Source organism: Streptosporangium subroseum, from assembly GCF_900188345.1.
Classification (GTDB): domain Bacteria; phylum Actinomycetota; class Actinomycetes; order Streptosporangiales; family Streptosporangiaceae; genus Streptosporangium; species Streptosporangium subroseum.
Genome location: NZ_FZOD01000091.1, coordinates 19,187 through 30,398, shown reverse-complemented (window position 1 = coordinate 30,398; position 11,212 = coordinate 19,187). Strand labels below are relative to the sequence as shown.

The window sequence follows — 11,212 nt, the reverse complement described above, 5'->3', positions numbered from 1 at the left end:
CCAGGCGGCCGACGCCGCGCAGTTCGGCGGCGGCGGCCGTGGCCTGCAGGTGGGAGCCGGTGGGCAGTTGAACGGTGATCTGCAGGGAGCCGGAGGGGCCGAACAGCTGGTGGGTGGGCTGGGGGGTGTGGATGCGCAGGATGCCGTCGGTGTGGGTGACGGTGGTCTGCTCAGCGGCCTGGACGTCGCGGGTTTTGGCGGGGTTGGTGGGCCGGATCTCGACGGTGGCATCGGTGCGGTCGGCGGCGATGAGCTGGAGGCGGCCGGCGGGGATGTCGATGATGGTGGTGATCGGGGTGGGGGTGGCGAACTTCTGCATGGTGTGCTCCCGTGCCTTGTTGTTTCTGACAGTGGAAACGCTACGTTGCATTCCAATTCAGGGCAACATGCTCGTTGCGGATAATCGGCGTTTATGCAGGCAGATACGGTAAAATCGTTGCGATGGCCTTGAGAGTAATGCAACGGTCATTCCCGTGCACGTTGCAATGGATTGAAAGCGAACGCTACAGCGCGGGCGTCGTCGACCATGAGGGAGATCGCGGTGCCGGGCGGCGGGCTCACCCGGCAGGACCGCCGACGGTCAGGGCCGGTTCGGGTGCTCCGGCGACCCCATGTCCGGTCCGCGGTCGCCGTGGATATTCAGCCAGGTGTTCCGGACGTCGATGCCGAGCCGTGAATTCAGAGCGGTGCGTCGCACCGGCGATTGGCTCGGGGCCACGACAACCGAGATGGCGGTTGGCACGCCAAGCCCTGACCCGGCGAGCATCGTGCCGCGCGAGTTCAAGCGCGACCTGAACGCCTCCCTGTCCGGCATCCGGCGCGGCCACGGAGCCCGGTCGCTGCAGGACATCATCGGCTACAACACCGCCAACTCCGTGGAGGGACTGAAGTACCAGCAGGGTCAGCTTCTCGCCGCCCAGGCCGTCAACCTGTCCGACCCCGCCATCGGCGCGGCGTACAAGGCCGACCTGGAGGCGGGCAAGGCGTCCAACCGGGCGCTGATCGACGGCATCCTCACCAACGGAACGCCCGGCGACAAGTCGGACGACTTCGACGCCGTCATGGCACCGAGCGGCAGCGCGCTCGTCGGTTACGCGGACCGCGCGGGCTATCCGGCGCTGACGCTCCCCGCCGGGTACGGCCCCACCGCCAGCTCCGCGGGCCACAACCCGATCGGCGTCACCCTCGTCGGCACGGCCTTCAGCGAGGCTCGCAGAAGCCGCCTCACGGCCCGGTCCTTCGCGGCCGAAGAGCCACGACTTCTTGTGGTCTAGCGCCCCAGCAGGACGGGAAGCGCGTCCGTACCGTGCTGCACGAAGCCCCGCGCTCCGTAGTAGAAGCTCGGTGGGGAATCAGGGTCGAGGCACACGTCGGGGCAGGCGGCGAGTAGCGCGGTGAGTGCGGCCCGCACCTCGATGCGGGCCAGCGGCGCGCCCACGCAGTAGTGCGGTCCGAAGCCGAACCCGAGGTGCCCGCCGCGCCGGTCCAGGTCGAACCGCTCGGCGTCCGGGTAGGACTGCTCGTCGAAGTGCGCGGCCGCGATGCAGAGATACACCGTGCTCCCCGCGGCCAGGTCGGTCCCCGCGATCCGCGTGTCCCGCCGCACCAACCGGTAAAGCCCGGCGGACGGATTGGCCCAGCGGAAGGCCTCGTCGATCGCGGCGTCGATGAGACCGGCGTCCGCGCGGACGCGCCCGAGCGACTCCGGGTTGAGCAGCAGCGAGGCGGTGGTGGCCGACAGCATCTGGATGGTCGTCTCGAAGCCGCCGAGCAGCAGGCCCACCACGGCGACCGTGACCGTCTCCGGCGAGTAGGCGTCCTCGCTCAGGTATGCCCGGACGACCTCGCCCAGCAGGTTGTCTCCCGGATCCTCCCGCTCTCGTTCGACCAGTCGCCTGGTGTAGGCGCCGAGCTCCGCGAAAGCCCGTTCACCGGGGCCGGCGACCTCCTCGCTCATCGGTGATCCGAGCCAGTTGACGATGGTACGCACCCACTGCAGCCCCTGGTCACCGAGCTCGTTGGGGACTCCGAGCAGGGCGAGGAAGACCTCCATCGGGTATCGGGCGCCCGCGTCCTCGACAAGGTCCGCTTCGGACTTCGCAGCCAGCGCGCCGAAGGTGCGCTCGGCGATCGGCGCCACGATCCGCGCGTACCTGGCGCTGGCCACCGCGCTGAAGAAACGATTGTGGATGCGGCGCTGGCGGTTGTGCTCCGCCCCGTCGAGAGCGACCATGGCCGAGCTCATCGGGCCCACGGCGTACAACTGGGTGCTGAATGTGGCCGTGTCGCGCAGGGCGGCCGAGACATCGCCGTAGCGCAACACGAGTGGCGCGGCCATGAACTCGTCGAAGACGACCGGGTGCTCGCGGCCGAGAGCGGCCAGTCTGCTCCCGAAGGCCGCCGGGGATGAGGAACGACGACGGAATACGCTGTCCGCACTGGCGATCATGAAGCTCCCTCGTGGACGCTCTCCGCTTCAGCCCATGGACGTGGGCCTGCTCGGCGCTCTCGAAGGGCACGGGGGAGGGGGCCCGCTGCCCGTGGTCGTCGAGGATGGAGGTGATCCCACCTCGATCCCAGGTCTCACCCGCGATGGTGGAGCAGACGCGTGACGGCCTGGCCGACGTCGAGCTCGCTCATGCCTGGACTGTAACTCCGGGCCCCGTACGCGCCAAGGGGACCGCGTCTGTCCCCACGCAGGTGACCTGATCTGGCCAACGTGGCAAAACGTCCACATCACCATGTTTCGATTCCGGTCTCACCGGGTCCGCCGTGCTCCGAGGAGGTCTCCTCCCCCCGATCACTTCTCCTTGTGCGGGATCTGCGTCGCCTGGACGCGAGCATCCTCGCGGAGTTCGGCCTGACGGCGGCGGCGCCGGAAAGTCAGAACGGCGACGATGATCCCGCAGAGGACGACGACGAGAAGCAGCAGCAGCGCCCAGGGGATGGTCCAGGCGTGCGTCGTGGTCTCGACGGCGGCGAGCGGGGCGATCGAGCCCGACGCGTCGGTGATCAGCGGGATGAGGGTGACCTTCCCCGTCAGTCTCAGCGCGGGAGTCACGCCGTGCACCGGCACGGAGACCTTCCAGGTGTCGCCCGGGAGCAGTGAGGACGAGTCTTTGATCTGCCCCGCGCGGACGTCCAGGCTCCCGAAGGGGCCGGATATGGACGCCTCCTGCCGAGCGGTGAGGATGGCGTTGCCCGTGTTGTGGATCGTGTACGTGACGGTGGCGTCACCCTTCCCGAACGGATTGGGCGTGCCCGAGTAGCGCACGTGCAGGTCCTCCACCGACAGGCTGGGCCTGAGCTCTCCACCCACGCGCAGACGGATCCGGATGCCGCGACGCTGGTTCGCATCGGTCCCGTCCGCCTCGCCGGCCTGCATCGGCGAGGTGACGATGCCGCCCATGTATTCGCCGGGCGCGGCGTCGTCCGGAGGGGTGACCGTGAACGGCACCTCGGCCGACTTGCCGGGCTGGACCGTCACGTCGGGCCGGTCCGCGTGGACCCACACACCCACGCGCGTCGACTTCGCGTCCTTGGTGACCAGGTCGAGCTGGCCCCCCTTGTCGGTGAACCCGTCGGCGGCGTACACGGCCAGGTGGAGCGGCGTGGTGCCGTGGTTGACGACCACAAGGCCGTCCTTGAGCTGCCCGCCCGGGTCGATGGTGTAGTCGTAGTTCTGCCGGTCGGACCCGAAGTCGTTGGAGGCCGTCGCGACCGCCCAGGAGTCGTCGCCGTCCGCCGCCGCAGCCGGTCCGGCCCCCATTCCGAGGAAGCCGAGCGCGGCGAGCAGCACCACGGCGGTGGCCTGGGCGAGGGCTCCGGCTGCTGTGGTCGTACGCGGTCTGGGCGGGCGCATCTGGTGATCCTCGGGCAGTTGGGAAGTGTCGGGATGAAAGACGTGTGGTGGGGTGGGCGCCCAACGGCGCCCACCCCACCAGGTGGAACGGTCCGGATCAGCTCAGCGCGGTGAGCGTGAGGGTCTCCGGCACCACCCTCGGTCGACTACTGAAGCCAGGCGGCCGGAGCCGTGGTCAGATTGTTGTCGTGGCCGTGACCGTTGTCGTGACCGTGGTCGTCGTTGCCGTGGCCATTGTCATTGCCGTGGCCGTTGTCGTGGCCGTGGTCGTCGTTGCCGTGGCCGTTGTCGTTGCCGTGGCCATTGTCATCGTGACCGTTGGTGCTGGACGGGCGGATGACCACCTTGTCGACGGCGGAGCCGACCGGCTGAGCAGCGCTGGCGCCGCTGTTCGGGCCGCACCAGTCCACCTTGCCCAGCTCTACCGCGGCGTTGGGGGTAGCGCAGGTACCGCTGCGGAGGTTCTCGACGACGAGCTTGTCGTCGCGCACCTGAACCTTCACGTAGGTACGGACGTGCTCCTGGTTCTCAACCGAGTTGGCCCAGTGGCTCTTGGGGTTCAGCGGGTCGGGACCGTACTTCGGGTCCTTGGTGATGTCAGGAGCGGTGAGGTCGTAGTACTTCGAACCCGACGAGGAGTTCGCCGTCACGTAGATGACGCCGCCCGGACCCTGCTCCACCTGGGCGGCACCCGGCTTCTCCTTCGGGTTCGCCTTCGCACCGTTCTTGATCACGTAGCTACGGGAGTAGCTGTGGTCGTGACCCTGCAGGACCAGGTCGACGCCGAGGTTCGAGAAGGCGGTCGGGAAGTCCTGACGGCGCAGCTGGTTGTCGCCGTCGTTCGCGTGGTCGGCCGGCGAATAGATCGAGTGGTGGTAGACGAGCACCGTGTACTTGGCCTGGCTGCCGTACTTCTTGACGGTGTCGGTGACGTAGCCGATGTGCGCGGCGTCGGCGCCGTTGGCGTAGGCGTTGCTGTTGAGGTCGATGAACAGGACGCCCTTGTAGATGTACGAGTAGTCACCGCCCGACTGGGTGGCCGCGTTGCCGCTGTAGTACGGCGCGGAACGGTCGGTGTTCGGGGTCCAGAAGTGCTGCTCATACGCCTTGCCGCCGACGTCGTGGTTACCGATGGTGGCGGCCCACGGGTACTGACGCAGCTTGTTGGAGGCGAGGAACGCGTTCCACTGCGCCTCGTTGTTGGCGCTCTCGACCTGGTCACCGCCCGAGACCAGCAGCTCGGCGTTCGGGTTGGCAGCGAGGGAGACCTTCAGGGTGTCCTGCAGACCGGCGCCGTCCTTGACCGCATCGCCGGACGAGCCGATCTGCGGGTCGCCGAAGAACAGGAAGTCAAAGTTGCCCTTGAAGTCCTGGGTCTTGAAGGAGTACGTCGGGGACCAGTGGCCCTTGGTGCCGACGCGGTAGGAGTACGTGGTGTTCTTCTTCAGGCCGGTGATCGTGGCGTGGCCGTTGTAGCCGCCGTTGACGCTGTTCGCGGCGACCGTGGCCGGGAAGGTGACGATGTGCTTGGCGGAATTGCCGGAGATCGCCACGACCTCGACCGTCTGCGCGGTGCCGACCGAGGAGTACCAGGACACGATGCGCTGCGACTCGGTCGCGCCCACGCCGAGGATGATGCCGGTGACAGGCGCGCTGGCGCTGACGCTGACGTCGGCGTGGGCCGTGGCCGTCAGGCCGCTGCCGAACGCTGCGGAGAGGCCCATGACCGTCGCGGTGGCGCCTACGGCCACTCGGCGGCGAACAAGACCGGGGCCCTGTGTCCGATTGTCGAACTTCATCGGGTTTCCATCCATTTGAGGTTAAATGAAGAGCTTTGTCACAGTTCCGGAAGTGGGTGTATTTATGGTGAACGTAAGGCAGGCGCACCGTTGCGCTTTCCAGAAGTTGTGGCGCGGCCTCAGATTCCGAGCAATCGCTGCACGAACCAGACCAGGCCCATGACCGCCACCCCGGTGGCGATCGCTCCGGTCGCCCACAGCCCCGCGACCGGCCGGCGGTGGCGCAGCAGGGCGAGCAGCGGGAAGACGATGATGATGATCGTCAGCTGGACGGTCTCGATGCCGACGTTGAAGACGAGCAGCGACCACAGCAGGGTCCATGACAGGGGCTGGTCGATGCCCAGGGCCGAGGCGAAGCCGAGGCCGTGGACGAGGCCGAAGCAGAAGACCACCGCGAGCCGGGTCCAGCCCGCGCGGTCCAGGCTGAAGTGACCACGACCGAGGTCCTCGATGTCGGTGGCGTGCGAGCGGCGCCGCCACAACCGCCACAGGTGCCAACCGGCGACGACCGCGATCGACAGGGCGATGATCGGCTCGACGATCGCCGACGGCACGTCGACGAGGCCGAGGGCGGCCAGGATGAAGGTCACCGAGTGGGCCAGCGTGAAGCTCGTCGCCGCCAGCACGATCTCGCGCAGACGGCGTGAGCCGGCGATGAGCGCGAGCAGGAACAGGATGTGGTCGATCCCGGTGAGCAGATGCTCGGCGCCGAGCTTGAAGAACTCCCAGAACCGCTCGGCGAAGGACTGCTGGGTGGAGAACGACGGGTGCTTGGCGTCGAGGGCGGCGCTTCCGGACCTCAGGTCCAGGTCATAGGTGACCACCGTCTTGGTGTCGCGAACATATTCCTCGGAGTCCGGGAACAGCGCGCTGCGCACCTCGTGCGCTCCGGCGGGCGGGCACGGGTAGTCGAGAACCAGCAGCGCGTACGGGACACCCTCGCGTTGCTCGATCGTGAAGTCGCCCTTCCGGACCGGGGTGCACGCCTCGCCCGCGGCCGTGACGCCGAAGCGCTTGGTCACGTACGCGACCACCGAGTCGGCGTGGGCGTCGAGCGCGGCGGTCTGTTTGGCCGCGTCACCGGCATCGAACGCCGCGGTGCCCTCTTTGAAGAGCGGATCATCCTTCTCGGAGTCGGCGGCCGAGACGACGAGCAGGTCGTACTCCAGTCCGAGCTTGGCGCTGACGTGCCCGGCCTCGGGTGAGGTGAGGTCGGCGTACACGACCGAGGTGAACCCGTGGGCAAGGGCGGGCAGGGCACTGAGCAGGATGGCCACGGCTACGGCGGCGACAATGGCACAGGCACGCCGAGCGACGTGGGACATGTGACTCCTCTTCGGTTGACGAAGGCAATCTGCTCGGCTCAGATGAACGAACAGCAGCCCGCGCGCAAACCAGCCATGAACCACACCTGTCGGAAATAACACCCGTATCGGAAGATTGCACGCAATGAGGTATGAAGTAGGCGCACCTCACGCCACCCCCGGAGGACGGTTTTTATGCGCTCTCGACTTCTGCCCGCCGGCATGTTAGCTGCGGCAGTCGCGACCGCCGTATTGGTCAGCGGATGCGGTTCGAGCGACGACTGGTCCCAGCCGCACGCGAAGCCGACCGCCGTCGGCGTCCTCGGCGCGGGGTTCTTCGACTCGACCGCGACGCCCATCCCGGAGTCGACGATCTCGCCGCGACCCCGCTCCTGGGACGAGGTCCATCCGTCGAAGGGCTACCGCGTGGTGCTGCTCACCGCGGGGAAGGACCCCCAGACCAGGACGCTGGTGAACGCCGTGACGGAGTGGGCCGAAGAGGAGCAGGTCAGCCTCAAGACCGTCACCGCCACGGAGCCGAGCCAGTTCATCGCGCGCATCAGCACGGCGATCGGCATGGCACCCGACCTCATCATCAGCGCCGGCAACGACCTCGTCGACCCCCTGACCATGGTCTCCGCCAACCACCTCGACCAGCGGTTCCTCGTGGTCGGCGCCGAGCTGGCCGAGCCCACGGAGAACGTCACCGCCGCCGACTGGACCGGCGCGTCGTTCCGCGGCGAGGGACTCGGCATGTCCTCGACGTACGATGCCGCCACCTTCACCCCCGAGCGCGCCGCGCGCGCCGTCCGGGCCGGTGTCGCGGCCGTGCTCAACGGCCTGACCGGCATCGTGATCTGGATCGACTAGACGTGAGGGGCGGCACCGACCGGCGGCAGGCGCCGGCCGGTTCACCCTCGAACGCGAAGCGCGTCGCACCGTCACCGGGGCCGGAAGGAGTGGCGGGAGTTGTTGCCCCCGTCGGAGTGGCGGGAGTCGCCCTCGCCGATGCGGGTGCGTAAGTCGCCGTTGCGGACGGCTGTTCAAGGCTCTCCGGCGCTCCGCCTGCATCTCAAACGCTCGGAGGGTCCGGAGAAAAGCTCAGAAACGGGCGCCCACTACCTGGTCTCCCAGCGGTTCGAGAATCTTGAGGTCGTCCGCCGTCAGGGTCACCTCCAGGGCGGCGATGTTCTGCTCAAGCCATTTCACCCGCTTCGTGCCCGGGATCGGTACCACCGATACACCGAGCCGCTCGGAACGGGAGTGCACCCACGCCAACGCCACCTGGGCGGCGGTGACCCCCTTGTTCTCCGCCACCTCGCGGACGACCCTGGCGATGGCGTCGTTGGCGGTCTCGGCGAAGCGGGGCAGATGATTGCGGGCGTCGTTCGCCTCCAGGGCCCCCATGTCGACGGCGCCGGTCAGGAAGCCCTGGCCGAGCGGTGAATACGCGACCAGCCCGACGCCGAGCTCCCGCATCGCTCCCGCCACCGTGGTCTCCAGGTCACGGGCCCACAGGGAGTACTCGTTCTGCACCGCGGTGATCGGATGGACGGCGTGAGCGCGGCGCAGCAGATCCCCGTCGACCGCGGACAGGCCGAGGTGGCGGACCTTGCCCTCCTTCACCAGCTCGGCCATCGCGCCGACGGCTTCCTCGATCTCCACGGTCTCCGGCGGCCTGTGCAGGTAATAGAGGTCGATGTGGTCGACGCCCAAGCGCAGCAGCGAGGTGTCGCACGAGCGCTTGATGTACGCCGGCTCACCCCGCAGAACCCAGGCGTCGTCACCGTGGCTGCGGTCGATGCCTGTCTTCGTGGCGAGCTGCACCTCGTCCCGGTGGCCTACCACAGCGCGACCCACCAAGACCTCGTTGTGCCCGGCACCGTAGATGTCCGCAGTGTCGATCATGGTGATGCCGAGGTCCATGGCGCGGCGGATAGTGGTGATCGAGGTATCCCAATCGGGGGTGCCGTACGCCTCGCTCATTCCCATGCAACCCAGTCCCTGGACCGAGGTCGTCAACCCACCCAACGAAGCAGTGTCCATGTGATGTCTCCTTCTTCCGCTCCCGTGGCGATCCGCCACCGGTGCGTATGTCCAGCGTCGCCGTATCAGTGAATGTCGACGCGGTACTTTCGTCTTCTGGCTCTCCGCATCCCGCACCTGGCAGGAGGCGGCCGGTGCAACCGTTCTCGTTCACCAGCTGATCAGAGAAAGCCGGTCCGCGGAACGGCCAAGGTGATACCCGGAGAGCCACCTTGTCGTACGGCGCTGACCAGCGCAGGGCTATAAAAGAGGGATGACAGGCGACAACGCGCTGCGCGATTTCCTGACCTCCCGGCGCGCGGCGATCGACCCGTGGCAGGCCGGTCTGCCACAGCCCGAAAACTCCGTACGCCGGGTTCCCGGGCTGCGGCGTGAGGAGGTCGCAGCCCTGGCGGGGGTCAGCGTCGCCTACTACATCAAACTTGAGCAGGGCCGCGTCGGAATCGTCTCCGAGGAAGTCCTCTCGGCGGTCGAGAACGCGCTGCGCCTCGATGACCTGGAGCGCCTGCACCTACGCTCGCTGGTCAAGCAGAGCCGCGACCACCGCACACGTGACGTCCGGCCTGCGGTCGTCAAGGCACGTCCGGCGCTGATAGCCATGATCGACGCCCTCGATCCGATACCGGCGATGATCCACGGACCACGTCTGGAGGTGCTCGGGTCCAACCGCACCGCGAGGCTCCTCATCGACGACTTCGACGCCATGCCCGTGAAGGAGCGGAATCTCGCGCGCTGGATGTTCTTCAACCCTCGCGCCAAGATTGTCTTCCCGAACTGGCAGGCCATGGCTCCTCAGACCGCCGCGGCCCTGCGCAACCTCACGGTGGACCGGCTGGCCGATCCGCTGCTGGAGCGGCTTGTGGGCGAGATCTGCGTCGCCTCTCCCGAATTCGCGCGCTACTGGGCCGACTACCAGCTCTACGAGCACGCCTACGGGACCAAGCAGCTCTTCAACGAGACGGTCGGCGAGCTGACCTTGCGCTACGAGTCGATGGCCCTGCCCCGCGACGACGGACAGACCGTCGTCGTCTACACCGCCGACCGCGGGTCACCGTCAGAGGAGAAACTCCGTCTGCTGAGCAGCTGGAACGCACCCGCCCACGTGCCCGCCCGTCAGCAGGGCGCCGGCCGACGTCCTGCCTAGGCCTCTGTCCGCGCAAGGAGGTGCTTGGCTGTCCGCCTCCAAGCCACTCTCACCGACCAAGCCAGACCTGCCAAGCGAGGAAGTCGCCTGTCCGGGGTTCGACTAGAGTCGTCAAACGTTTAACGTTTGACGTAGGATGCCTCCTCTGGATGCGAAGGGATAAAGGGGATGGCAATGAGCAAACTGGGGTTCCGCGAGATCGCCGCAGCGATCCGCGAAGCAATCGTGAACGGCGAGTACCCCACCGGTACGTCACTGCCTCCAGAGCCGGAGCTTGCCGAACGCTACAGCGGCGGCGCCTCTCGCAGCCTGGTCAACCGCGCGATGCAGTTGCTCGCCGCCGAGGGCGTGGTACGCCCCCGGCAAGGACTCGGCACGATCGTGACGTGGCTTCCCCCTCTGACGCACTCGCCGGCGCGCTACGCACGTGACACGTCGGTGAAGTACGGAGCACTGGGCGCGTTCGACGCCCAGATCAACACCCTTGGCCTGTCGCCTGTGCACGAGATCATGATCGACCGAGTCACACCGCCAGACGAGATCACCAGCCTCTTCAAACTGGCGGACGGCCAGATCGCTCTGGCCCTCCGTCAACGACTGCTCGCTTCCGGCATCCCGATCCTGCTCAACTGCTCGTGGATCCCACTGGAGATCGCCGAGGGGTCCGCGCTTGAAGATCCCCGTTCAGTGATCATGGGTGGCGTCAAGTCGACGCTGGCCGAGCTCGGCCACAGACAGGTTGAGGCCGGCGAGCGGATCATCGTCCGTACTCCCACGGAGGAGGAGTCGACCGTGTTGGAGATCAGTCCGGAGCGCAGCGTGCTGGACATCATGCACGTGGGCCGGACGGCCGACGGTCGGGTGGTCGAGGTGACGACGACGGTCGCCCCCGCGCACTATCTGGCGATCGAGACGATCGTCCCCGTCTCCGGTGAGGCATCAGATCTGGCAGGTAACAGGTAGGCGCGCACGATGTCCTTGAAAACGAAGTTCTCAGCCCCGTGGTCGCCCGCGCCCGGTACCCGGAGGGGGACACGACCGATGACGAATCGCCGGG

Annotated in this window: 10 protein-coding genes and 1 pseudogene; 5 read left to right on the top strand and 6 right to left on the bottom strand. The window is 67.5% G+C overall.

The genetic code is table 11. From position 1 onward, the window contains the following. Positions 1 to 370 (bottom strand): annotated as a pseudogene (locus CHC08_RS44065) (hypothetical protein); the annotation flags it as partial. Positions 371 to 728: 358 nt separating this feature from the next. On the opposite strand from CHC08_RS44065, the gene CHC08_RS44060 reads away from it, so the two are divergent. After that, positions 729 to 1,274 carry an amidase gene (locus CHC08_RS44060; protein ID WP_143653627.1) on the top strand — a complete coding sequence of 182 codons (546 nt, stop codon included), beginning with the start codon at positions 729 to 731 and terminating at the stop codon, positions 1,272 to 1,274. On the opposite strand, the gene CHC08_RS44055 is transcribed toward CHC08_RS44060, so the two are convergent. Continuing rightward, positions 1,271 to 2,449, bottom strand: coding sequence for a cytochrome P450 (locus tag CHC08_RS44055; protein WP_089213334.1), 1,179 nt, complete (start codon positions 2,447 to 2,449; stop codon positions 1,271 to 1,273). The two genes, CHC08_RS44060 and CHC08_RS44055, sit on opposite strands and share 4 nt — an antisense overlap. Positions 2,450 to 2,559: 110 nt before the next feature. On the opposite strand from CHC08_RS44055, the gene CHC08_RS50315 reads away from it, so the two are divergent. After that, on the top strand, positions 2,560 to 2,709 hold the full coding sequence (locus CHC08_RS50315; protein WP_179282573.1) for a hypothetical protein: 150 nt from the start codon (positions 2,560 to 2,562) through the stop codon (positions 2,707 to 2,709). 91 nt (positions 2,710 to 2,800) lie between these two features. Here the strand turns inward: CHC08_RS50315 and CHC08_RS44045 are convergent, their stop codons facing one another. The 3 genes from CHC08_RS44045 to CHC08_RS44035 form a co-directional block, all read right to left on the bottom strand. Further along, the gene (locus CHC08_RS44045; protein ID WP_089213332.1) at positions 2,801 to 3,862 is read right to left on the bottom strand and encodes a WxL protein peptidoglycan domain-containing protein; all 1,062 of its coding nucleotides are present in this window, start codon (positions 3,860 to 3,862) and stop codon (positions 2,801 to 2,803) included. A 146-nt stretch (positions 3,863 to 4,008) separates the two neighbouring features. Beyond that, positions 4,009 to 5,661: a purple acid phosphatase family protein gene (locus tag CHC08_RS44040; RefSeq protein ID WP_089213331.1), complete on the bottom strand. Its 1,653-nt coding sequence runs from the start codon at positions 5,659 to 5,661 to the stop codon at positions 4,009 to 4,011. 119 nt (positions 5,662 to 5,780) lie between these two features. Beyond that, entirely contained in the window at positions 5,781 to 6,986 is a 1,206-nt protein-coding gene (locus tag CHC08_RS44035) for a HupE/UreJ family protein (protein ID WP_089213330.1), read from the bottom strand. Positions 6,987 to 7,160: 174 nt separating this feature from the next. Between CHC08_RS44035 and CHC08_RS44030 the strand changes: the two genes are divergently transcribed. Then, positions 7,161 to 7,835: a type 1 periplasmic-binding domain-containing protein gene (locus tag CHC08_RS44030; protein ID WP_179282572.1), complete on the top strand. Its 675-nt coding sequence runs from the start codon at positions 7,161 to 7,163 to the stop codon at positions 7,833 to 7,835. A gap of 231 nt (positions 7,836 to 8,066) precedes the next feature. On the opposite strand, the gene CHC08_RS44025 is transcribed toward CHC08_RS44030, so the two are convergent. Beyond that, complete coding sequence (locus tag CHC08_RS44025) at positions 8,067 to 9,011, bottom strand: aldo/keto reductase (RefSeq protein WP_089213329.1); 945 nt, start codon at positions 9,009 to 9,011, stop codon at positions 8,067 to 8,069. Positions 9,012 to 9,264: 253 nt separating this feature from the next. On the opposite strand from CHC08_RS44025, the gene CHC08_RS44020 reads away from it, so the two are divergent. Next, positions 9,265 to 10,155, top strand: a complete 891-nt coding sequence (locus tag CHC08_RS44020) for a helix-turn-helix transcriptional regulator (RefSeq protein WP_089213328.1) — start codon at positions 9,265 to 9,267, stop codon at positions 10,153 to 10,155. A gap of 174 nt (positions 10,156 to 10,329) precedes the next feature. After that, positions 10,330 to 11,118, top strand: coding sequence for a GntR family transcriptional regulator (locus tag CHC08_RS44015; RefSeq protein ID WP_218825787.1), 789 nt, complete (start codon positions 10,330 to 10,332; stop codon positions 11,116 to 11,118). The last annotated feature ends 94 nt before the right edge of the window (positions 11,119 to 11,212 follow it).

Excerpts from the sequence above, each read along its gene's own strand:
- CHC08_RS44060 (WP_143653627.1), top strand. The coding sequence starts at position 729 with ATGGCGGTTGGCACGCCAAGCCCTGACCCGGCGAGCATCGTGCCGCGC.
- CHC08_RS44055 (WP_089213334.1), bottom strand. The coding sequence starts at position 2,449 with ATGATCGCCAGTGCGGACAGCGTATTCCGTCGTCGTTCCTCATCCCCG.
- CHC08_RS44045 (WP_089213332.1), bottom strand. The coding sequence starts at position 3,862 with ATGCGCCCGCCCAGACCGCGTACGACCACAGCAGCCGGAGCCCTCGCC.
- CHC08_RS44040 (WP_089213331.1), bottom strand. The coding sequence starts at position 5,661 with ATGAAGTTCGACAATCGGACACAGGGCCCCGGTCTTGTTCGCCGCCGA.
- CHC08_RS44035 (WP_089213330.1), bottom strand. The coding sequence starts at position 6,986 with ATGTCCCACGTCGCTCGGCGTGCCTGTGCCATTGTCGCCGCCGTAGCC.
- CHC08_RS44030 (WP_179282572.1), top strand. The coding sequence starts at position 7,161 with ATGCGCTCTCGACTTCTGCCCGCCGGCATGTTAGCTGCGGCAGTCGCG.
- CHC08_RS44025 (WP_089213329.1), bottom strand. The coding sequence starts at position 9,011 with ATGGACACTGCTTCGTTGGGTGGGTTGACGACCTCGGTCCAGGGACTG.
- CHC08_RS44020 (WP_089213328.1), top strand. The coding sequence starts at position 9,265 with ATGACAGGCGACAACGCGCTGCGCGATTTCCTGACCTCCCGGCGCGCG.
- CHC08_RS44015 (WP_218825787.1), top strand. The coding sequence starts at position 10,330 with ATGAGCAAACTGGGGTTCCGCGAGATCGCCGCAGCGATCCGCGAAGCA.